This window comes from Levilactobacillus koreensis JCM 16448 (genome assembly GCF_001435525.1).
GTDB lineage: Bacteria > Bacillota > Bacilli > Lactobacillales > Lactobacillaceae > Levilactobacillus > Levilactobacillus koreensis.
Genome location: NZ_AZDP01000040.1, coordinates 17,804 through 40,665 on the forward strand (window position 1 = coordinate 17,804; position 22,862 = coordinate 40,665).

Annotated in this window: 20 protein-coding genes and 1 tRNA gene; 8 read left to right on the top strand and 13 right to left on the bottom strand. The window is 49.8% G+C overall.

Annotation, left to right across the window (positions count from 1 at the left end):
- Window positions 1-18 precede the first annotated feature (18 nt).
- Complete coding sequence (gene ntdP, locus FC99_RS02885) at window positions 19-576, bottom strand: nucleoside tri-diphosphate phosphatase (RefSeq protein ID WP_048735719.1); 558 nt, start codon at window positions 574-576, stop codon at window positions 19-21.
- A 405-nt stretch (window positions 577-981) separates the two neighbouring features.
- Here ntdP and FC99_RS02890 point away from each other — a divergent pair, with 405 nt between their 5' ends.
- Entirely contained in the window at window positions 982-1,227 is a 246-nt protein-coding gene (locus tag FC99_RS02890; protein ID WP_048735718.1) for a YdeI/OmpD-associated family protein, read from the top strand.
- A 168-nt stretch (window positions 1,228-1,395) separates the two neighbouring features.
- On the opposite strand, the gene FC99_RS02895 is transcribed toward FC99_RS02890, so the two are convergent.
- Both FC99_RS02895 and recX read right to left on the bottom strand, forming a co-directional pair.
- Window positions 1,396-2,574 carry a serine hydrolase domain-containing protein gene (locus tag FC99_RS02895; RefSeq protein WP_048735717.1) on the bottom strand — a complete coding sequence of 393 codons (1,179 nt, stop codon included), beginning with the start codon at window positions 2,572-2,574 and terminating at the stop codon, window positions 1,396-1,398.
- Window positions 2,575-2,602: 28 nt separating this feature from the next.
- On the bottom strand, window positions 2,603-3,400 hold the full coding sequence (gene recX, locus FC99_RS02900) for a recombination regulator RecX (RefSeq protein ID WP_048735716.1): 798 nt from the start codon (window positions 3,398-3,400) through the stop codon (window positions 2,603-2,605).
- Window positions 3,401-4,345: 945 nt separating this feature from the next.
- Between recX and FC99_RS02905 the strand changes: the two genes are divergently transcribed.
- A complete protein-coding gene (locus tag FC99_RS02905; protein WP_048735715.1) occupies window positions 4,346-4,810 on the top strand; it encodes a flavodoxin in 465 nt (154 codons plus the stop codon).
- A 92-nt stretch (window positions 4,811-4,902) separates the two neighbouring features.
- Here the strand turns inward: FC99_RS02905 and FC99_RS02910 are convergent, their stop codons facing one another.
- Genes FC99_RS02910 through wecB form a run of 3 tightly spaced genes read right to left on the bottom strand, consistent with a single transcriptional unit; the run spans window position 4,903 to window position 7,799 of the window.
- Window positions 4,903-5,799 carry a YihY/virulence factor BrkB family protein gene (locus FC99_RS02910; RefSeq protein WP_048735714.1) on the bottom strand — a complete coding sequence of 299 codons (897 nt, stop codon included), beginning with the start codon at window positions 5,797-5,799 and terminating at the stop codon, window positions 4,903-4,905.
- A 19-nt stretch (window positions 5,800-5,818) separates the two neighbouring features.
- Window positions 5,819-6,676: a nuclease-related domain-containing protein gene (locus FC99_RS02915; protein ID WP_048735713.1), complete on the bottom strand. Its 858-nt coding sequence runs from the start codon at window positions 6,674-6,676 to the stop codon at window positions 5,819-5,821.
- Entirely contained in the window at window positions 6,669-7,799 is a 1,131-nt protein-coding gene (gene wecB, locus FC99_RS02920) for a non-hydrolyzing UDP-N-acetylglucosamine 2-epimerase (protein WP_156166947.1), read from the bottom strand. The genes FC99_RS02915 and wecB overlap by 8 nt, the downstream gene beginning before the upstream one ends.
- 353 nt (window positions 7,800-8,152) lie before the next feature.
- Between wecB and FC99_RS02925 the strand changes: the two genes are divergently transcribed.
- On the top strand, window positions 8,153-9,094 hold the full coding sequence (locus FC99_RS02925) for a glycosyltransferase family 2 protein (protein WP_048735712.1): 942 nt from the start codon (window positions 8,153-8,155) through the stop codon (window positions 9,092-9,094).
- Window positions 9,095-9,216: 122 nt separating this feature from the next.
- Here FC99_RS02925 and FC99_RS02930 read toward each other — a convergent pair whose 3' ends face one another.
- The 5 genes from FC99_RS02930 to FC99_RS02950 all read right to left on the bottom strand — a co-directional run bounded on the left by FC99_RS02930 (window position 9,217) and on the right by FC99_RS02950 (window position 14,325).
- Entirely contained in the window at window positions 9,217-10,572 is a 1,356-nt protein-coding gene (locus FC99_RS02930; protein WP_048735711.1) for a gluconate:H+ symporter, read from the bottom strand.
- Window positions 10,573-10,731: 159 nt separating this feature from the next.
- A complete protein-coding gene (locus FC99_RS02935; protein WP_048735710.1) occupies window positions 10,732-11,184 on the bottom strand; it encodes a universal stress protein in 453 nt (150 codons plus the stop codon).
- A 638-nt stretch (window positions 11,185-11,822) separates the two neighbouring features.
- Window positions 11,823-11,895: transfer RNA gene (locus FC99_RS02940), tRNA-Arg, on the bottom strand.
- Window positions 11,896-11,946: 51 nt separating this feature from the next.
- Window positions 11,947-13,308: a DEAD/DEAH box helicase gene (locus tag FC99_RS02945; protein ID WP_048735709.1), complete on the bottom strand. Its 1,362-nt coding sequence runs from the start codon at window positions 13,306-13,308 to the stop codon at window positions 11,947-11,949.
- Between the two features lie 15 nt (window positions 13,309-13,323).
- A complete protein-coding gene (locus FC99_RS02950; RefSeq protein ID WP_048735708.1) occupies window positions 13,324-14,325 on the bottom strand; it encodes a Gfo/Idh/MocA family protein in 1,002 nt (333 codons plus the stop codon).
- Between the two features lie 361 nt (window positions 14,326-14,686).
- Between FC99_RS02950 and FC99_RS02955 the strand changes: the two genes are divergently transcribed.
- Window positions 14,687-15,058 (top strand): DUF4828 domain-containing protein, encoded by a 372-nt coding sequence (locus tag FC99_RS02955; RefSeq protein ID WP_048735707.1) that lies wholly within the window; start codon window positions 14,687-14,689, stop codon window positions 15,056-15,058.
- A gap of 306 nt (window positions 15,059-15,364) precedes the next feature.
- Here the strand turns inward: FC99_RS02955 and FC99_RS02960 are convergent, their stop codons facing one another.
- Window positions 15,365-16,123, bottom strand: coding sequence for a GH25 family lysozyme (locus FC99_RS02960; RefSeq protein WP_048735706.1), 759 nt, complete (start codon window positions 16,121-16,123; stop codon window positions 15,365-15,367).
- An 81-nt stretch (window positions 16,124-16,204) separates the two neighbouring features.
- Window positions 16,205-17,065: a MurR/RpiR family transcriptional regulator gene (locus FC99_RS02965; RefSeq protein WP_048735705.1), complete on the bottom strand. Its 861-nt coding sequence runs from the start codon at window positions 17,063-17,065 to the stop codon at window positions 16,205-16,207.
- Between the two features lie 147 nt (window positions 17,066-17,212).
- Here FC99_RS02965 and gnd point away from each other — a divergent pair, with 147 nt between their 5' ends.
- The 4 genes from gnd (at window position 17,213) to FC99_RS02985 (ending at window position 22,862) form a co-directional block, all read left to right on the top strand.
- On the top strand, window positions 17,213-18,118 hold the full coding sequence (gnd, locus tag FC99_RS02970) for a phosphogluconate dehydrogenase (NAD(+)-dependent, decarboxylating) (protein WP_048735704.1): 906 nt from the start codon (window positions 17,213-17,215) through the stop codon (window positions 18,116-18,118).
- 49 nt (window positions 18,119-18,167) lie between these two features.
- Window positions 18,168-19,718 (top strand): gluconokinase, encoded by a 1,551-nt coding sequence (gene gntK / locus FC99_RS02975; protein ID WP_048735703.1) that lies wholly within the window; start codon window positions 18,168-18,170, stop codon window positions 19,716-19,718.
- A gap of 169 nt (window positions 19,719-19,887) precedes the next feature.
- The gene (locus FC99_RS02980; RefSeq protein WP_048735702.1) at window positions 19,888-21,246 is read left to right on the top strand and encodes a gluconate:H+ symporter; all 1,359 of its coding nucleotides are present in this window, start codon (window positions 19,888-19,890) and stop codon (window positions 21,244-21,246) included.
- 299 nt (window positions 21,247-21,545) lie between these two features.
- Window positions 21,546-22,862, top strand: coding sequence for an APC family permease (locus tag FC99_RS02985; protein ID WP_082153275.1), 1,317 nt, complete (start codon window positions 21,546-21,548; stop codon window positions 22,860-22,862).

Sequence of the window (22,862 nt, forward strand, 5' to 3'; positions counted from 1 at the left end):
TGGTGCGGAAGACAACTCTTACTGATCATTCGAGCGCCGCAGTAACTCCTGATACCGTTGATACCAGAGGTCAACATAAGCTTGAGAAAAGGGACCCTTTTTATGGTTAATCCAATCGACGAGGGTTAACACGTTGGCCTTCAATATCCGGTCGGTTTCGGCGCCATAATGCCACCGCTGACTAAAATCTTCATATTCGTCAACGTCGAGCAGGCGTTTTTCACCATCCGGAAAGACCTTCACGTCGAGATCATAATCAATATATTTGAGCGCTTCCTTGTCCAAAACATAGGGAGAGGCCAGATTACAGTAGTAACTGACCCCGTTGTCTCGAATCATCGCAACAATGTTGAACCAATAATGCTTGTGAAAATAAACGATTGCGGGCTCACGAGTCACCCACCGCCGCCCATCGTCTTCAGTGACCAACGTGTGGTCATTGACCCCAATGAGGGCGTTTTCGCTTGTTTTGAGTACCATAGTGTCGCGCCAAGTTCGATGCAAACTTCCGTCGTGCTTGTAGCTTTTGATCGTAATGAAGTCGCCTTCCTTAGGTCCTCTAGCTTCGCGCGTCATGTATAAACCCTACTTTCTAAGTAACGGGTAACTATAAAAATTCACTCAATATTATACCAGATTAGGCGCTATTATTGAATAGGTTCAGACCGATTCCTCAACAAAGTGCTGGGCCTGTTACAAAACTTAAGGTAAAGTATAGATTAGAACCTTCACCCTTGCTAAAAATGACTGTGCTCTGCTTGATTTTGTCAAGACTGAGCGTTAAGCACATAATTGTTCTGAACTTTAAGGGCGATTGCCTACAGCCTTGTAAGCCCACACTTATTGTTACGGCTAAACGATCAGCTGGTTTAGTCAGGTACGGATACTAGTAGTTATCCATTTTCAACACGACCAAACATGGCAGAAGGTTCGGGCCTTTCAACATTTGCATGATATACTAACTAACGAGGTGAATAAACTATGGCACAAGCTCCTCTAAGTACCTTTGAACCAATGATTCCTCAGGTGGCTGAACTATTGTCTGATGATCCAACACTGCTGGCCTTCTTTAACAACCTGACCGTGGGTTATCAGCGTGAATGGGCACGCTACGTCTTCGGTGCTAAGGCCGAAGACACCAAGCAACGGCACATCGCCGACATGCACCAGATTCTCGCTGCTGGCTACAAGTCTAAACGGGCCTATGGTAGTCGGCCAAATAAATAATCAAAAACACGTGATCCGGTCATCCTGCATTTCAGCGGGTGACTGGATCACGTGTTTTTTGACTAAAGGTTGAAAGATGATGCCCCTGTCTCGTCCCAGTATTTGGTAAGAATTCAAACGATTAAGTCAGTGTAAATTTACCGCACTCCGGTTGCCAGGGATTCCACCTCACTTCAATTCCCCAGCCTCTAGCAGATTCCAAATCTGCACGGCTGCCGTTTGTGCCAATTGGTTTGGCCGGTAATAGTTGGTCAGCAAAATGACGCCATCCTGGCCGTTCTTTGTCAGCATGGCCGTGGCTTCATAGCCGTATGCTAACCCGTGAACCCGAATGTAGGTCGGGTAAACGTACGCACCCCCACCGTACATGGATGATGACCCCGGTGCCAGTAAAATGTTGACATCGCTTTGTGGGTACAATTTCCCGAGTAGCATGTTGCGCTCCCCAACGTACAGGTCATGGGCTGACATGTAGACTTGACCGGTCCCAAACTGATAATACATGGATGCCCGCGACTCTGGATAGCGACTTGCGTAGTTAGCCGCGACATTGTTGTCATTACTATTTTGATAGCCCTGCGAGTAAGTCTTACTGTGGGCCATTTTGAAAACAAATCCCGTATGCTTCAATCCCCACGGTTGAATGATATTTTCTGTGAAGTATTGGCGGTAACTTTCCCCGGTGACCTGCTGGATGATCCCCGCTAGCAACATGAAGTTCACTGGCGAGTAATCCCACTTGCCGATTTGACTTGGCCGACTAATGATGTTCTTCAAGATAAACTTGAGCATCCCATTTTCGGAGTCCAATCCGTTCGGAAAGGCCTCTAACGTCAGGCCGCTCTTCATATCCAGCATGTCTCGGAGCGTAATATCCTTCGCCCCAGTGATCTGTGGGTAATACTGTGCCAACGTGTTTCCTAAGGACAGCTTCTGTTCGGCCGCCAACTTCATGATCAGACCAGCCGTAAATGACTTTTGAACCGAGGCGAGCTGATAGACGCTGTTCACGCCATTTCTTTTTTGCAACGCCGCATCCGCGTACCCCATGCCCTTTTGGTAAATGACCTTATCCTTGTGAACGACCAAGGCCGTTCCGACAAACCGGTTGGCTCGCAAAATGGCATCGATTTCCCGTGTCGCCGCAGTTGCCTTAGGCGTGACGACCTTCTTCTTTTTCTTCGGTGCCGCAACCCGCTTTGGCTTTGGTTTGACCACCGAACTACTACTGGACGACTCCTGTTCAGCTTGAGACTGAGTCTGACTGTTGAACCACCATGCCAGGCCCAGACCGATGCCGATGATCATCCCCATTGCAATCACAGTACCCCATACTCTATTCTTCATAACAGGTGCCCCCTACCTGATTAAGTTTTTAATCCGATTCCCCAAAATCGGCCAGCCAACGACTAATATCATCGAGCTTAAATCCCTTACGATATAGTGCCTGCTTGGTCTTGTAGGCCCGTTCCGATGCCGATAACGCCCGATAACGGTGCCACATCTTTTCACCCTGCTTTGCCAGCAGTTCCTGCTGTTCGTCAACGTCTGGCGTGAGTTCCAGCGACTCTAACATGGCCCCCGCCTCGTCGCTATCGAACCCCCGGGTCATCAGGCCCTGCCGAATCTTCTGTTGTTGCGTGCCAAAGGCTTGCCGATGATACCGCTTGGCCAGTTTTTCCGCGACGGCCGTCCCCACGGTCATGCGTTCCGCTGGTGTGTACTGCTTCAGGGCGTCATCGATGACTTGCTCACCCACACCCTTTTGGCGCAAGTTCTGACGAATCACCCGCGGCCCTTTGTCGCTGGTGTTCATCATGGTCCGCACGTAGCTGCCCGCATACTGACCATCATCGACCAGTGACATGTCGCGCAGCTTTTGTAGCGTCTGATCGATCGTCTCAGGTGGAATCTCCAATGTTCCTAATTTATCACGAACCTCTTTTTCAGTTCGCAGCTGATTGGATAAATAATCCAGTGCCCGGTTATAGGCCTTAGAAACATCATCAGCGGCCGCCAAACGACTTTCGAGGTCCTTATCGACCTCCATCCCCTTAAAGAGCCGGAAGTCGACCAGCACGCTCTCACTGACGGGAAAAGCATAGTGCCCGTCAACGTAAATATTAAATCGTCCACTGCGCTTTTGCGCCTCAATCATAGTAATTTCAGCCATGCAAGTCACATCCTTTGCGTTATTTTTATTCCCAATAGGAAACATTGTGTTTCTTTCGGCTTACCTTGTTAGCCTGTAGCACCGATGATCATAACTAAAGGTTGAAAGATGAAGTACCTGTCTCGTCCCAGTTTCGGCAAGGATTCACACCATTAAGATAGTATAAAATTGCCGCACTCCGGCTGACAGGAATTCCGCCTGCTGTGGGGACGCTTCAGACCGGAAATTCACCAGTCTTCTCGCTCGCTTTGAAGCCACGAAGATCGCGTGTCTCCAAAGTCGCCCGTGCTGTAAGCTGGCTGCATCCCTGTCCTCCTCCGGCTCTAACTCTGTGCGTTACCACGACAACAGCCGGAATACCTGGAGTTTTAGCGCTTTCGGTCCAATCGATAGTGACTGTTACAGTCATTATCTCCGTCGTCTATGCACACCGCGTAAGCCGAGAGGTCGGCAGATATGGGCTCAGGCGCGTCGTTCTGCTTGGTCGGCGTTTCTTGCCGGCTTAGCAGAAAACCAACCTTGTAGACTCGGTTCTTTCGAGGCTTCAAGTTGTGTTCGCACCGTTCCAGCCCATATCTGCCGGCCGGTAAGGCGAAGGACTCACCAGGTTGCCTAGTTTTGGGACCGATGTTATTGCTAGAGCAGACGTAATTGGTATTTTGAAACTTTCAACCTCGTATTATATAGATTAACAAAAGGCGTGCATCAGCGACGATGCTTACCATTACAAGTGGACTTTCTGGCAGTCATGACACGACCACTCTAGTCATTCTTCAAGCTTCGCAACTATTCTACCAGTTCTCTAACCGCGATGCTGGACCTAACGGGTAATTAGTTAAGCCATTATCTTTTCCCTAGCAACACCGTGTGTGGTCGTCATGGTCCCTAGCCACCAAGCGATCGACCTGCTATAATTAACGGCATACTGACAAGGGAGTGGTCAAATTGGCAACGGCACACGTGGTATTTGCCACAATTACGGGTAACAATGAAGACGTGGCGGACATCGTCACCGAAAAATTAGAGGATCTAGGCTGTCAGGTCACCGAAACGGAAATCTCGCAGACCGACGCCGCAGAATTAGCGGACGCCGATATCTGCGTGGTTTGTGCGTACACCTATGATGAAGGGTCCCTTCCCGATGAAGGCATGGACTTTTACGAAGACCTGCAAGAACTCGACTTGGCTGGTAAAGTTTACGGCGTTGCCGGGTCTGGTGACACCTTCTACGGGGAATACTATAACACCACCGTCGACCACTTTGACCATGTCTTTCAAATGACTGGCGCCACTCGTGGTGCGGCCAACGTGAAGATCAACTTGGAGCCAGACCAGGAAGCCATCGACCAACTCGATCAGTTTGCTCAGGGTCTGGTCACCACGTTCCAAAAACAATCGTCCTCAAAGTAAGCAACCAGTTAAATCAATAAGGGGTAAAATTACCCGGAGTCACCAACGCACGCAGTCAACGATTAGGTTGATTGCGTGCGTTTTTTGACACTTCATTTTTTCTTAATACGATACTTTAGTATCTGAGGAATCGCGGATTGCTCCGCGATATCCCCCTCCCAGAGCTCTTGAATAGCCGCATTCAACACGGCCCCGAACATCAGGATCATTCCGGTGAAGTACAGCCAAAACATCAACACGATAAACGTTCCAATGGTCTTATAACTATCGATGTTGTGGACGAAGTACTTCACATACAGCGAGAAGGCTTGCGACAGGAACAACCAACCCAATGTCGCCGTGAGCGCCCCAGGCCACACGTAGCGCCATTTAATTTTAGCACTGGGCACAAAGTAAAATAGGATCATCAAGATAAAGAACGTGACCAGAAATGTCACTGGCCATTTGATGGCGTTGACGTAGGCAATCAGTTGCGTTGGCAAGTGCAGCAAGGGGGTCAACTGTTCCAAGACGATCTGGCCAAAACTAAAGGACAACATCAACACGAACAACAACACAATCAAAACGACCATCCAGAAAAACGCCACCACCCGACTCACCAGGGCATTTTGCTTGGAGACCCCGTACGCACCGTTGACAGTTCGTTGAAACGCCGCAACGGCCCGTGATGAGGACCATAATGACACGATAACCCCGATGGACAAGACGCTACCACTCTTGTTATTTAAAAACGAGTGAATAATCGGCTTTAACATGGTGAAGATACTTTCGGGAACGATCGGCTCGATGCTATTGAGGACGGATGTCGTATCAATATGCAGAAATGGGAGCAGACTGGCCAAAACCAGCAACGCCGGAAACAGCGACATCAAGACATAGTAAGCCAAGACGACGGCTGAGTCGGAAACGTTCGCCATTTGAAAGTGCTTAGCGATGGTTTGAATCACCCGAATGGTGGGGGCAAAGCGTTTGCGCCACTGACTAGTCACGGTCACCTGGCTCCTTTCATTAGAATGACCCGTAGTCCTCCGCGAACTTCAACGTGCCAATCATTTTTTCAAGAGTTTTACGACTAAAACGAACCCGTTTAGCCTGACGAAAGGCTTCGATGAAGGTCTTTAAGTCCTCATAGTTGGCGACCGCCGTACAGTTGTAGGCATCACTTGCATTTAACTTCGTCTTATTGCCGACAACTAGTGAATTGTTGTGGTCGTAACGGTCGTAATAATTATAGTAAACCAACGGCTTCACAAAGTCGATGATTCGGTCATTTTTATTTTCCAATTGCTTGTGCATCGTGATTTCACTATTGATATAACGCACCAGCAGTTTCGATGACAGTTCCGCCTGCGTTGCGGGATTACTGATCCCTGTATGCAAGGTGATCGACCGTTGACCACGGCCCTCCTGTTCCAGACTCATCGTGTACCCCTGCGTCAGGGATTCATTTTCGTCGGATAGATTGGGCAGGAAAAACCGATCCAGCCGATTGGTGAGCATCTGTGACGTTTCTTTTTCCTTTTCGCGTGAAGACAGGTTCACCGCAGAAAAGTCATCCAGACTAGACGAGAACATCTCCTCCGACAGATCATGGAAGATCATCCCCCGCCAATACTTGCTCTCCACGTTGATGACGCCAAACGAGGTGACCAGCAGGTTGTCGATCTGCATCACCCGCCAGGAATCCCCATCATTCATTTCCTGAGTAACGGGATTCTTGACCTTATTGGCAAAGTGAACGTTCCGTAAAATTTTATAGTCAAATCGTTCATTCTTCTTTTGCGCATCTAAATGAATATCCCGCATAATTTCTGATAACTGTTCAGTGGTCTTAATCTCGGCCCGGTCATACGCCGTCTCAGCCATTAGCATTGCCTCCAATTTTCTTCTGAATCGCATCTAAAATGTATTCTGCCGCATGCCCGTCACCATAAGGGTTCTTAACCTGCGCCATCCGGTCATAGGCTGCTTGATCAGTCAGTAAACTTTCCATGGCCGCTGTGACTTGTTTAGGATCAGTCCCCACTAACTTCAGCGTGCCATTGTCGACCCCTTCAGGCCGCTCCGTGGTGTCCCGTAAAACCAAGACTGGTTTGTTTAATGACGGGGCCTCTTCCTGCACACCACCGGAATCGGTCATGATGAAGTAACTCCGGGCCGACAGATTGTGAAAGTCAACGACATCCAGTGGATCGATCAAATGAATCCGATCCATGCCATCCAATTCCTCGTGCGCCACACTCTGTACGGCCGGACTCAGGTGCACGGGATAGATGACCTCCACGTCAGGATGGGCGACGACGACCTGCCGAACGGCGTGCAACACGGCGTGCATGGGCGCACCCTGGTTCTCACGCCGGTGCATGGTCAGCAGGATCAAACGGTGCCCTGCCTGTACTTGATCCAAGACCGCATGATGGTAATTCGCGTCAACGGTCTGCTTCAAGGCGTCGATGGCCGTGTTCCCCGTCACGTAGATCTGACTGTCGGGGTGGGCTTGTTTCAAGAGATTAGCGCGTGATAGCTCGGTGGGCGCAAAGTACAGATCACTCAGGATATCCGTTAACTGCCGGTTCATTTCCTCAGGATACGGCGAGTACTTGTCCCAGGTCCGCAGCCCCGCTTCCACGTGTCCCAGCAACGTTTGGTGATAAAAGGCACTCACACTAGCCGCAAAAGTAGTGGTTGTGTCCCCGTGGACCAGAACGATATCGGGTTTGGCTGCCGTCAGTACGGCATCTAAATGTGATAAGACCCGCGTAGTGATCTCACTCAGCGTCTGTTTGGGTTTCATAATATTTAAATCATAATCCGGTTTAATGTGGAAAATTTCCAGAACTTGGTCTAACATTTCGCGGTGTTGCGCGGTGACGACCGTAATGGGTGTAAATTCACTCGGTCGTTTCTGCATCGCTAAAATAATCGGGGCCATCTTAATTGCCTCGGGCCGCGTTCCGAAAATGGTCATGACTTTAATTGGTTTCGTCACAATTTTCCCTCCAATGATGATGCTAATTAAGGTCAATTATAGCAGATACCGCCGCCAAGTGTTACGCTATCCGACCCATCCCCTAAAATAACGTCACCTGGTTTTTCGTCATTAATCAGTTGCTCCGCACAACGACTAAGCACATGCTACGACCACCTCCTTAACTAGCCGCAACGAACTCGTCAGCTGTTACCCTTTCCGCGAGTTGTGCTAAATTTTAATCAAGTGGTAGCCGTAGTGCAGCCAATTTACAACAACACTTGTCTTTAGATACTACCGACTGTAAGGGAAACTTAATGGCCAGCCCGAATCAAATGCGGTAAGATAGTATCGTTGTGAAAGGAATGTCTGTGATGAAAAAAATTAGTCTGGTCGTTCCTTGCTATAACGAGGAGGAATCCATTCCACTGTTTTACCGAACCGTTAGCAAGGTGATCGATTCTATGAACACCCCTACCCCGACGGTAACACCGGAGTATATCTTCGTGGATGACGGGTCTAGTGACCGCACCCTTGAAGAAATGAAAGCCTTACATCAGCAGTTTCCGGAGGCGGTCCACTACCGGTCCTTCTCCAGAAACTTTGGGAAGGAATCGGCGCTCGCTGCCGGCTTGCAAGCCACGACTGGGGACGTGGTGGCCGTCATGGACGTCGATTTACAAGACCCACCTGAGCTACTACCGAAAATGTTCAAGCTGATTGAACAAGATGGTTACGACTGCGTGGGTACGATTCAAAAGGAACGGCGCGGGCAAAGCCGGATTCGGGCTTTTCTCTCATCTAGTTTCTATTGGGTCATTAACTGGTTATCCGATGTGCGCATTGAACCCAATGCCCGGGACTACCGCCTGATGACGCGCCAATTTGTCGACACCGTCTTATCGTTACCGGAGTTTAACCGCTTTTCTAAGGGTATCTTCAGTTGGGTCGGTTTCAAGACGACCTACCTGACCTACGAGAGCCAACCCCGCGCAGCTGGCAAGACTCACTGGAATCTGCGGCAGCTGTTTTCGTACTCGATTGAGGGCATCATCGATTTTTCCAGCGCACCATTGCGGCTGGCAACTTGGGTCGGTGGCATCTCATTTGTCTTGTCGCTGATTGGCATGATTTTCGTTTTCGTTCGGGCCTTGACCGTGGGTGGTGCCGTTGCCGGTTGGCCATCCTTAGTCGTCATCCTGCTGTTGATCGGCGGAATTCAGCTCTTTTGTCTGGGGATTCTTGGTCAGTACATCAATAAGATCTACCTCGAAACCAAGCATCGACCGAAGTTTATTATCCGTGAAGAAAAATAAGTCTCACTAACTAAAGAGCGTCGTGTCCTCTCCCAATTGGGAAGTAGACACGACGCTCTATTTTTAAGCACTAAAGTAACCTCAGCGCACCACAATATCTAACAATTAAATAAAAGATACAATTAGTGGATGATCATGTTCATCAGTAAGACCATGAGCAAACCGACTACTGAGATGACCGTTTCCAGTGTCGTCCAGACTTGGAACGTTTGCTTAACGCTCAGGTCAAAGTACTCGGAGAACATCCAGAATCCAGCATCGTTCACGTGGGAAGCAGCCAAGGAACCCGCACCGATTGCCAAAGCAATCATAACGGGGTCGGCGCCCAGCGTGTGCATCAGTGGCGTGATCAGCCCAGAAGCCGTCATCCCAGAAACCGTCGCTGAACCCAGTGAGATCCGTAGAATAACGGTAATCAACCAAGCCAACAGAATTGGTGAGAACTTGGAGTGCATCATCATCTGTTGAACCGCTTTACCAACCCCACCATCGATCAGGACCTGCTTAAACGCAGAACCCCCGGCGATTACCATTAACAGCATCGAAATCGACTTGATGGCGTCTTCTAAAGTCGCACTGATTTCCTTCATGGACCGGCCACGATGGAAACCCATGGACCAGATGGCAAAGAGCAGCGCAATGACCATGGCAATGACCGGATTCCCGAGCATCGTGATCACGGCGTCTACACCGTGCGGATTTTTCGGCGCAGTTCCCCCGTTGACGACCATTTGATAAATCGTTGCCAAAATCATGAAGACAACTGGGAACAATGACGTGAAGACGGCCAAACCGAAGCCAGGCGTTTCCTTCAGGTCAAATTCCTTCACTTCACCAAAGGCGGGTAAGGACCGCTTAATGACAAAGAGATCTGGGTTAAACCGACGAATGACCCGCGTCCAGATTGGGCCGGCGACGATCACACACGGAATAGCGACGATCACACCGACCATCAACATTTCACCAACGTTTGCGCCTAAAGCGGTCGCAACGGCGGTTGGGGATGGTTGGGGTGGCAGGAATCCTTGCGTGGCCGACAGTGCAGCCGCCATGGAAATTCCCAAGTAGAGGAATGGCACTTCGGCTTCCAGCGCAACCGCAAACACGATTGGCGTGACCAAAACCAGTCCCACTTCAAACAACAGGGAGATCCCGATCAAGAAGGATGCCACCACAATGGCTACTTGTAACCGTTTCTTCCCAAAGATACTGATCAAGGTCCGGGCAATTCGGTATGATCCACCGGCGTCAGAAACTAACCGGCCAATCATCGCTCCAAAACCAAAGACGATAATCAGTTCGCCCATGGAGCTACCGATCCCGTTTTTGATGGAATCCGCAATACTTGCGGGGTTCATGCCTAAACCAAGCGCTACTAAAATCGACGTAGCGATCAGTGAAACGAAGGTATTCAACTTTACTCGAATGATTAAGAAGAGTAATAGCAAAATACCCAACAACAAAATCACGAACTGCATTCTTATTCTCTCTTTTCTTATGCTGATTCTAACTAATTCTGCCTGCCGAAGCAAAACTAGCAACTCGCATAAGAACCATTGTATGAAAAATATTTTCAACTTGCAAGGGGCCAATTGAACATTATTTTCATATTAGTTCGTCAAATCGCTGTGAAACCGCTAACGGACAATCATTACGGAAATTGGAGAATATTTTGCCATGTAGGCGGCCTGACTACCGAAATACTTACGAACGCCGGATTGTGACAGTGACCCCACGACTAGCAGGTCTGGCTTGGCTTCCGGAATGATCTTCTTGACAATGGTCTCACCAGGGTCCCCTTCACCAATGATGATCTTAACCTTAGTAATTCCGAAACGTTCAGCCAGCTTTTGATACTGCTGCAAGTGGTGTTGCATGTCGGTGCGTTGCCCGTGAACATAGTCCTTACTCAACGCCTGATAAATGTTCATGTTGTCCGATTCCAAAACCGAGCAGATCACCAACTCGGCATCATCAAATTTAGCCCGGTTCATCGCATAACGAAAAGCCAATTGGGCATCAGGTGAATCATCCACCCCCACTAGGATACGGGTAAACTTCTTTGGATTCATTGATTCTGTGTTATCCATTAAGAAACTCCTCCTCACTTGTTTGACTACCCTCATTATAACGGAAAACGATTCCATTGGGGAGTTGAATACTGGAAAAGCTTGTTGCCAAAATCAGATTGGCTAACAATGGCCGCACTCCGGCTGCCAGGGATTCCGCCTGCTGTGGGGACGCTCCGGACTGTGAAGCGGTCCTCCGGCTCGATTTGAAGCCGCGAAGATCACACGTCTCCAAAGTCGCCCATATTGTTAGCTAGCCAACGGCCAGCTAACAATATTTCCACGGCTAGCTGCATCCCTGGCCTCCTCCGGCTCTGATTGATCACTGCAAAACTAAAGGTCAAGCCCCAAACCTTCCCTTTCATTTACAACTTAGCTCATCACAATTTTTCAGCTGAGTTGTCATTGAATACAACTGTAAGCTGAGAAGTCGGCAAATATGCAATCAGTCACATTACTTTTCTGAGGTGGCATCTTTTCTATCCGCTTAGCAGAAAAAAATTGGAAACTAGTGTTCTGCAAGACCCCAAGTTGGCTTCATGCCATTTCAACCCACATCTGATGGCTGGAAATGGCTCACCTTAAGTAGTTATAAGGCGCAAAAAAACGCCCTAGACCGTAATCTAGAACGTTTCGCAACCGAATAAATCATATAGAATTGGCCCCACCCGGACTCGAACCGGGATCATTCGCTTAGGAGGCGAGTGCCCTATCCAGTTGTGCTATAGGGCCATAAAAAGATCCGCTACTAATTTTTACACGGATCTTTCAAATTGTAAAGGGCTACTTCTGGTTCTGCTCGTCGTGGTCACGCCACTTCTTGCGCATCCCCTTGTTCTTGGTGTGCCGATTCTTATGTTTCTTTTTCTTACTAGGATTGCTGACGACGGCCTTGGCTGGCTTGCTGGCAGTCTTTGTCGTTGGCCGTTCCGTCGGCTGCGTTGTTACTGCGGCTGAGGCATCATCCGTCTTGGCCGTGGTGACCGAGGCTTCCGCTTGGCCTTGCGCTTGCGTTTTCACTGGCACTTTTACTGATGCCGTTGGCCGTTCCGTTGTTAACGTTCTGCCGCTGAAGTAGATCGGCACTAGGTCGTAGTCCGTGTCCTTCAACAGTTTCTTCAGGTCCCGCAAGTCATGGTCGTCACCTAAACTGATGACCTGACCCGGTTCACCCATTCGCCCTGTCCGGCCGACCCGGTGAACGTATTCATTCACTGAACCGGGCAGATCGTAGTTGATCACGGCGGGCAACTTGGGAATATCCAAGCCCCGCGCGGCAACGTCGGTGGTCAGGAGTAAGCGAATACGCCCTAACCGAAAGTCCTGCAACGCCTTTTCGCGTTGAACTTGGCGTAAGTCGCTGGTGAGGCTAGCCGCTGACATGTGCTCATGGTAAAAGCGGGTCGCCGTTTGCCGCAAGGTGTTTGCCTGCTTGAAGAAGACCAATGCTCGAAAATTCGGCATGGCTAACAGCCGCTTCAACATCTGATCCCTTTTTCCCATCCCGACTTCGAGCAAGCCGTGACGAACGACCCCCTGCGTCTGGTCCTGCTGACGAACGTCGATGCGTTCTACAGTTTGGCCAAACCACTGGTCAAGTTCATGCAAGATTGGCGTGTCGGTGGCCGAGAAGAAGCCCAACTGCACTTCCGCCGGAGCGGCCTGGGCGATTGACCGGACCGTATCCAACGTATCCCCCGTCAACAAGTCGTCGGCCTCATCAATGATCAGTAGTGACACCAAGTGGAGCTTTAACTTCCGATCGCTCACCAGGTTCAAGACCCGCCCGGGCGTCCCGACGATGACCTCTGGCCGCTTCTTCAACCGTTCCGTTTGCCGCTTAACGTTGGCCCCACCGGTCAAGGCAAGCACCTGTAAATTCAGTAACTTCGCCCAGTCACGCATGACCCGGCTGGTCTGAATCGCTAACTCCTGTGAAGGTTCCAACACGATCAGTTGGGTGCCATCACCGGGTAAAAGGTTCGCCAAGGCGGGCAAGGTAAACGCCACGGTCTTGCCGGAACCCGTTGGGGCTAACCCCAAGACATTGTGGTCACCGACCAGCGGTTCGTAAACCGCGGCTTGAATGGCCGTTTGTTCCGTGTAGCCCAGATCTTTAAAATGAGCTTCAAATTGTTTTAACATACAGTTTCCTTTCTGTTAGTGCGCGTCGGCTGGAAAACTCAGGTTCGCCGAAACCCGCAAACTGTAAAGTACTTGATTGACAGTCAGGCTCCACTGTAGCCAGCGCTGGTAGTCGCGGACATTTTGCGGATCATCCGGTGCTTGTAAGACCCGAGCAAAGTCCATGACCTCCGGTAGCATCGGGTTCGCTAAGTCGCCTTGACTCAGATCCGTTGCCTGTCCATCCGCCGCCCGCTGTTCAACGTGCGTCAGTTCTCCAGCACTATCAATGGTGATGGTTTCCTTGAGACCGTAAATCTCAGAGAGACCGTACGCGTTACTGGTCTTCCCAAAGCTAACCGTCACATCGAAGTCGCCGTACCGCAGAATCGCAACGCCCTTACCGTCCGCACCAGTCTCAACCAGTGTGGGGAAAAGGTCCACGTGACTAGGTTGGCCAAACAGGGCCACGGCCACGTAAATGGGATAAACGCCGACATCTTGTAAGGCTCCCGCAGAGAATTCGCGGGTAAAAATGTTGGGCCGCTCACCCGCTAAAACCTTGTCATAACGGGAAGAATACTTCATATAAGTGAAGCTAGCTCCCTGAACGGTCGGTAATCCTGACAGTGCCGTTTCAATCGCCTTGAAGTTGGGCGTGTGCACGTGCCGGGCCGCCTCAAAGAATCTCACGTTGGGGTGCTCTGCCAAGGCTGCCTTGAAGGCGATCATTTCCCGCTGGTTACTGAAAGCGGGTTTTTCAACGATGACCGAGATGTCCTTGGCAATGGCGGCCATGGCTTGATCGAAATGTAGACTGTTGGGCGAGGCAATGTAGACAGCGTCTAACTTGGCTTGCGCTAACATCTCATCGTAATCCGTGTAGCTCGCTTCGGCGTGGTTCTTGGTGGCAAATGCCGTTGCCGTCTCCGAGTGCCGCGAATAGATGCCCGCTAGTGTGAACTGCTGAGATAAGGCTAGTGCTTCAACTAATTGCTGCGTAATCCAGTTAGTCCCTGCCGTTCCAATTCGAATCATCATAATCCCTCCAAAATTGATTGTTATTTTAACTTTCTCAAACTTCTTCATGGGTTCTGTTGCGGCGCTAGACACGCGATCGCTCAACTCAGGCTGGGTGACCTGCAGGACCATAACTTATCTGCGATTAACTCCTGCGCCTAGCCAAAGATGTCACTGGATTCCTTAGCCATTCAGTCACGACTGATTTAAACCGCTTATCCAGCCCATAAAACTAAGTGTCTTTTTCTATTTTAACAGTCGGGCCGGCGTCGCGATAGCTCTAGAATTAATTTTCCGCTAAACCGGGGTAATTGTTAAGGCATTCGCAGTTAAAAATGGTATATTGAAGGTGGAAATCTATTCAAGGGAGGGATTACCGGTGAAAGGTCGGGAAATCGCACTATTTGGTATTTCACTCGTCGCTGGCTTAACGGGCGGCTTTTCGTTACGGAAGAAAAAGCAGTCACAGCCAAGCGACTCACCGCTATTTTACGTGGGCACATGGCAGTTCGTTGACCCCCATAATCAACGGCGTCACCGGTTAGAAATTAGTCCTAATCTTGACGTGCAAATCGATGATCACCAGTTACAGGTGCGGGTGCAGGACCTCAACGAGCAGCAGCTGACATTCCAAGATAAATTTGGCTATCATTTGACGATTCACGCCAATGAGCGTCAACCAATTTCTTTCTTCGATGAAGCCGACGACTGTACCTACGCCGTCAAGCCACTGACTGACAAGAATGACTAGTTAGGGTCTTAGGCTCTAGCTTTTTTTGTAGCCACTGAACGCCAGGTAAAATGACTGCTCCGTCATCCTTCGTTTTTTCTATGGCTATTCCAATTACATAAACTTACAATTCAAAATCAAACCAACAAAATAAGGGCCTGGGACAACTTCCCAGACCCTTATTTTGCGTTCCGAACGGACATGTACAAAAAACGGTCAACTCCGCTAGACAAGCAATCTCAAACCGCAATTTTTCGTCTAGCGACGGTAATGCTCATTGACTAACCGCCTTTTGGCTCACGCCCCTTCTCATTGATACAATTTAATTTACTCCGAATACTTCGTCCAAGCCTGCCGCGTGCCATTGAAGACCGAGACCGCCACTGCATGATCCTGACCGTCCTGCGTAATCGACGCGTTGGCATCGTATTCGATGAACCGAATCTGAGCAGCATGCCCCACTAGATGACCACCGGCGATCCAGTAATCCTGTTGCGGGAGGACCGGCTTGACGAATTGATTTAACACTTGCCGGTTCGCCAAGACCACGATGCCCTGCTGATAATGTTGTTGGAGCAAAGCGACGAGTCGCTTCAATTTCTGTCCCTGCGTCGCCATGGTCGTATTCCCACTATTGTAGTTACCATAATAGCTCACACTGATGGCCAGCGGTAACGACCCCGAATCTGTGCCGACCGTTTCGACGATGTGTTCGAACTGATGCTGCGCCGTCGTGGTGAAGCTAAACGTGTGCATGACCCCGACCTTAATGTCGGCTCCCTGCGAACGCGAATAGTTATCGCTGAAGTCATCGTCCGTGTAGGTCGCCCCCGACGTCGCCTGGAGGTAGACAAACTGATGATGTTTGGCCAACTGCTGAAAATCAAGGTAGCCGCTGTCCTGATTCACGATGACCCCGCGGACCGGATAGTTGGCCAACTGTTGTTTCTGGTGAGCTTGCCACTGAAACCAGCCAAACCCTCCCACCAGCAAGACGACAATGAGGGCGCATAAAGCCCACCACCGCCGTCGATGATGCCGCTGAAAGGTGTTCTCATAAATTGGTTGATAGTCGCGTCGTTTCACCGTCGATCACCGTTCCCCTAACCTGGCTCGCTACCCGGCATAGTCACCGGATAGCGGAATATTTCTATTATACCATGCCAATTAGGATTCGTGGCGGGTCTGTTCGATCACGTTGCGGACCCGCGTCATGACCTTATTAGTCCGTGAAGAAATGCGCAAGATGGTCATCATAAAAAGACTGTCGAGGATCGTCAGCTGCGAAATCAACGAATACATCCCCTCCGACCGGTACTTCACTTCATCGGTCAATGAAAGGAATGTGACGTCTGCGGCCTGAGCCAGCGGCGACCCACTATAACTGGTGATGGCAATGATGGTCACCCCGCTGCGTTGAAGCTCCTTAACAATATGTAGAGTTTCATGATTCCGACCTGAATGAGAAATCACAATTGCGCAGTCCTCATCGGTCATTTTAGCGGCCTGCATCAACTGAATGTCGTAATCCGGATGATACATCACGTTTAATGATGTTCGAATAAACTTATGGTAGCCGTCCAATGCCGCCACGGATGATCCCCCCAGGCCAAAGAAGGCCACGTTACGGGAGTTGATCAACTTTAGCACTGCCCGGGCGAGGTCCTTCTCGTTCAATGCTTCATTAGTTGCGCGTAAGGAACTAATGGAGAACCCGAAAGTCTTGTTCGCAATCGTGGCCAACGAGTCCCCTTCCGCAAGTTCGGGAAACGAACTAGGCTGTTGCGGAGTCTCCTCAGTTGCTGTATGGGCCAATGCCATGGTAAACTCCCGGTAGTTGGCGTAGTTCATTCGTTTAACGAACCTTGAAATGGTCGCTGTCGACACCCCGGTGGCGCTGGCGAGCTCCTTAATTGTCATTTCACTGACCAATGCTGGATTGTCTAAAGCCAGCTGAGCCACCTTTTTTTCCGTGCGGGACAACTGATCATACGTTCCGCGAATCTTTCCCGTCGTTGAGCGTGCGATGGTCGCCGCCCCCTTTCTTGAAGATTAATTTTAAAATTATTTCAGCTTTTGTAAACATTTTACATCATATGACTTGAAATGTGAAACTTTTTTACATATAATATTCCCTGTCAGAAAAATTTCGCATCTTGCAAAGGAGATTATTTCATGAAACTCGGATTGATTGGATTAGGTAAAATGGGGCTTAGCCTTGCAGAAAACGCAATGGACCACAAGCACGAAATTGTTGGCTTTGACTTAAACAAGGACTTTGTTGACAAGGCTGTCGCTGCTGGTGCTGAAGGCGCTAACAGTTTGGAAGAAATGGTTGCTAAGTTACCTTCTCCTAAGATTGTTTGGGTAATGGTACCTGCTGGCAAGCCAACTGACTCAACGATCGAATCATTGAGCAACTTGTTAAGCAAGGGCGACATCTTAATCGATGGTGGGAACTCTTACTACAAGGACTCCTTACGTCACAACGAAATTCTGAAAGCCAAGGGCATCGACTTCTTTGACTGTGGGACTTCAGGTGGTATGGAAGGCGCTCGTTCACACGGGAACTTCATGATCGGTGGCGACAACGCTGCTGCTTTCGAAACGATTCGTCCATTGTACGATGACATTTCCGAAGCTGACGGTTACCTTTACACTGGTAAGGCCGGTTCAGGTCACTACTTAAAGATGGTCCACAACGGGATCGAATATGGTGAAATGCAAGCCATCGCCGAAGGTTTCGAAGTGCTCGAAGCTTCCAAGTTCGACTACGACAACGAAGCCGTTGCTAAGGTTTGGAGTCACGGTTCAGTTATCCGCGGCTGGCTCATGGAACTTGCCGAAGAAGCCTTTGCTGCTGACCCAGAATTAGACAAGATTGCTGGGCGGATGCACGCTTCTGGTGAAGGCCAATGGACTGTTCAAGAAGGTTTGGACAGCCAAGTACCAACGCCAGTTATCGCTTTGTCATTAATGATGCGTTACCGGTCCATGCAAGATGACACCTTCACTGGTAAAGTAGTTTCTGCTTTACGTAACGGTTTTGGTGGCCACGCCATGGACAAGGCTGACAAGTAAGCCTTTAAACAAAACCACTTGTAACTTGTAACACGAAAGGAAGAGCATTATGGACTACATGATTGGGGTCGATATTGGGACAACCAGTGTCAAGACCGTACTTTACGATACTGCGGGTAAGATGCAAGGCTATTCAAACAACCTGTATCCCCTCTATCAAGATGTGCCCGACATGGCTGAAGAAGATCCAGATGAGATCTTCTCCGCGATTATCGATGGGATGACCACGGTAATGCGCAAAGCAGATTTGAAGAACGGCACGTTACACGGCGTTTCTTTCTCTGCTGCCATGCACAGCTTGATCTTACTAGATGATGATCACAAGCCTTTGACTCGAGCAATCACTTGGGCCGACAACCGAGCCGTTAAGTACGCAGATGAATTGCGTGAAAACGGCGTCGGCAAACAACTTTACGAAAAGACTGGGACGCCAATTCACCCAATGACGCCGTTGAGCAAATTGATCTGGTTACGCAACGAACAACCGGACCTGTTCAACCAAGCACGTTGGTTCGTTGGTATCAAGGAATATGTCATCTACAAGTTGTTTGGTGTCTTACAAGAAGACTACTCAATTGCCAACGCAACTGGGCTGTTCAACATCTTCAACATGGACTGGGATGACCAAGCCCTCAAAGTTGCTGGGATTACCCGTGACCAATTACCTAAGCTAGTTGACACCACTGACCAGATTACTGGAATGAAGGCCGACTATGCGGGTGTGATCGGCATGGACCCACAAACGCCATTTATCATGGGTGCCTCTGATGGTCCCCTGGCCAACTTGGGTGTCAACGCCATCGATCCTGGTGTCGTTGCCGTGACCATCGGAACTTCCGGTGCTGTGCGGGTCGTTACTGATAAGCCGAAGATTGATCCTAAGGGTCGGGTCTTCTGCTACTACCTGTCCAAAGATCACTGGGTCGTTGGTGGACCGGTCAACAACGGTGGGATCGTCTTCCGTTGGGTCCGCGACCAACTCTTCGCCCCAGAAAAGCTGACGGCGGAACAAATGCAGATTGATTCCTACGACCTCTTAACTGAGATTGCAGCGAAGGTGCCTGCTGGTTCCGACGGTCTCATTTTCCACCCATTCTTGGGTGGCGAACGGGCCCCAATCTGGGACGCTAATGCTCGTGGTTCCTTCTTCGGCTTGACGCGGACCCACTCACGGGCCCACATGGTTCGTGCCGCACTTGAAGGAATCGTCTACAACCTGTACACCGTGATGTTGGCCCTCGAAGAAGTCGTTGGCAAGCCATCTAGCATTCAAGCAACCGGTGGGTTCGCCCGCTCCGCGCTTTGGCGGCAGATGTTAGCCGACATCTTCGAACAAGACGTCACGATTCCAGAGAGTCCTGAAGGGACCGCTCTGGGGGCCGCAACGTTAGGCATGTACGCTTTAGGGATGATCGATGACTTGTCCGCCGTAAAGAACTTCATCGGTGTGGCTAACGTCCACCACCCTAATCCAGAGACCTTCCCCGCATACCGGGCCTTGGTTCCTATCTACATTCGCCTGAGTCGGCAGTTACAATCTGAATACAAGAACATCGCTGAGTATCAGCGTAAGTACGTTCACAAATCAGAGAAGAAATAGTTCTGTTGATTTAGTATTTTCAGAAAACTAACCCAACAAATTTATGGGTTTTGAAACTAAATTGTATACAAAACTTTAAGAATCAAGTACAATGTGTTTAATCATATTGAGAAGCCAGTGTTTTCACACTGGCTTTTCAAAATTTATTCAATGAAAGGGCTTACTTATAATGGAGCTTATAGCACTTTTAATTGGGGTCATCTTCTTATTGGTCCTCATCATCAAATTTAAGATCAATACCTTCGTTTCCCTGATTCTTACCTCCGTTCTGACAGCCATGCTGTTAGGGATGGACCTTACCAAAATTGCCACGACGATTGAGGCTGGGATTGGGAGCCAACTTGGCGAACTATCCTTAGTCTTTGGATTTGGTGCCATGCTGGGTCGGTTAGTTGCCGATGCCGGTGGGGCCTACGTGATTGCTACGACACTGATCGATAAATTCGGGAAACAACGTCTGCAATTAGCCATTATGTTAGCGTCATTTATTCTTGGGATTGCCCTGTTCTTCGAAGTTGGGATGGTTCTGTTGATCCCTATCGTCTTCGCCATTGCCGTTGAAGCCGAAGTGCCAATTCTCTATTTGGGAATTTCCATGGCGGCCGCTTTGTCCGTTACCCACGGTTTCTTACCACCGCACCCCGCACCAGTTGCCATTGCGCAAGTCTTGGGTGCCAACGATGGTAAGGTTCTCCTGTTCGGTTTAGTCGTTGCGATTCCTGCAGCGGTTGTTGCCGGACCAATGTTCACCAAGCTCGCTCAAAGATTTGCACCAGAAGCCTTTGAACGTAAAGGTAACTTATCTTCATTGGGTGAAGTTAAGACCTTCAAGCCTTCCGAAGCACCTAGCTTTGGCCTGTCCGTTCTGACTTCCCTCTTCCCAGTTATCCTGATGGCCATCACGACCATCTACAAGATGACGGTCGACGGTGGCGCAACGCCTACCAAGAACGCGTCGCTGTTGGACCAAATCGTTGGTCTAATCGGTGACCCAGCCATCGCGATGTTGATCTCACTGCTCGTTGCCATGTTCACCATGGGTTGGGGTCGTAACCGTAAGACCGCAGACATCATGGCAACCTTGGAAAACGCCGTGAAGTCAATCGCTATGCTACTGTTAGTTATCGGTGGTGGTGGGGCCTTCAAACAAGTCCTCATCGACGGTGGTGTTGGTAAAGAAGTTGCTAAACTCTTTATCGATTCCAACATGTCCCCACTGATCTTAGGTTGGTTAGTCGCTGTGGTTCTCCGGGTTGCTTTGGGTTCCGCAACCGTTTCTGCATTGACTGCCGCCGGAATCGTGGCCCCATTGATGGCCCAATCCGGTGTTGACCCCGCCCTGATGGTTCTCGCCATTGGTGCTGGTTCCTTAGCCGCATCTCACGTGAACGATGCTGGGTTCTGGATGTTCAGAGAATACTTTGATTTAACCGTTAAGCAAACCTTGAGTATTTGGACGGTTCTGGAAACCGTGATTTCCATCGTCGGGATTCTGATCGTACTGCTTTTGAACATGGCATTCCATTAAATTCTAATTTCTGACAAGTCAATTCGAGTTTATGAGGGTTGGGACAAAGGTCCTGACCCTTTTTTTGTGGCGGCGGTGGAAATGTCCGTCTGCGGCTGCTAGGGATTGAGCCAGCCGAGTCGGAGGACCGTTTCTCAGTCTGGAGCTTTCCCACAACAGGTGGCCAATTTTAGTCAATCTCGTACTAAAGCAACTACTGAATTTTCTTAGTGAATTTTCACAAAGTCCTCCGCAAGCCGTTTAAAATCCGTGCTATAATGGTTAAATCAGTCATTCGAGAGTAAGAGAGGAGTTTTACTTTGGCAAAGGAGTTACGCCGTGAAATCGGCACGTTTACCGCCCTGGCGACCGTCATGGGGACCGTTATCGGTGGCGGGGTATTCTTTAAAACAGCTAGTGTGGTGGCTGCCAACCACTCCGCTAACATGACCCTCGCCGCCTGGATCTTGGGGGGCCTCCTAACCATCTGTGCTGGATTAACCAGTGCGGAGCTGGCAGCGGCCATTCCGCGGACCGGTGGCGCCATGCGGTACCTCGAGTACGCCTACGGAAAACCGGTGGGCTTCTTAATGGGTTGGGCACAAATGTTGGTCTACTACCCCGCGAACATTGCCGCACTATCCATTATCTTTGGCGTGCAGTTTGTCGCCCTCTTCCATTTGGCAGCTGCTTGGCAATTGCCAGTCGCCATTCTATGTGGCTTCAGCATTACCGGCCTCAACTTTCTGGGCGCCAAAGTCGGTGGGACGGTCCAGTCCATCGCTCTAATTTTTAAATTAATCCCTATCGTCATCATCGTCATCTTTGGGCTCTTTGCCCCGGCGCACACCACGATTCAGCTCTGGCCGATTACTACTGGCGACCACATCGGCTGGGGCAGCGCCTTTTCTTCCAGTCTGTTAGCCACGATGTTCGCGTACGACGGTTGGATCAGCATTGGCAACATTGCTGGTGAAATGAAGCATCCGGAACGCGACCTACCACGGGCTATCGTCTTAGGACTGGCCCTGATCACCGTGGTCTACACGCTGATCAATCTGGTCTTCCTGAAGACCTTGCCAATCGATCTGATTGCCGGGAACCAAAATGCCGCAGCCGATGCTTCTATGAAATTGTTCGGTCAGTTTGGGGGTAAGCTGGTCACCATCGGCATCCTCATCTCCGTTTACGGTGCCATCAACGGGTACACATTGACTGGGATGCGCGTGCCGTTCGCCATGGCGGAGGAAGACAGCTTGCCATTCTCAAAATATTTCCGGCGGCTTTCTTCGCGGACCTACGTCCCCTATTTTGCAGGAAGCGTTCAGTTTGGCATCGCCCTGATCATGATGTTCATGGGGAATTTCGACGTTCTGACCGATATGCTAGTCTTTGTCATGTGGGTCTTCAACTGCCTCATCTTCCTAGCCGTGTTCAAATTGCGACGTAAGGAACCTGAGCTCAACCGGCCATACCAGGTCCCGTGGTATCCCGTGATTCCGCTAATTGCGCTGGTTGGTGGGATCTTTATCATCGTGACGACCTTGGTGACCGAAACGGGTCTGGCCGTAACTGGCCTCGCCCTCACCGCAATTGGTCTGCCGATTTACTTCTGGCACCAGAAACGCGCAAACTAA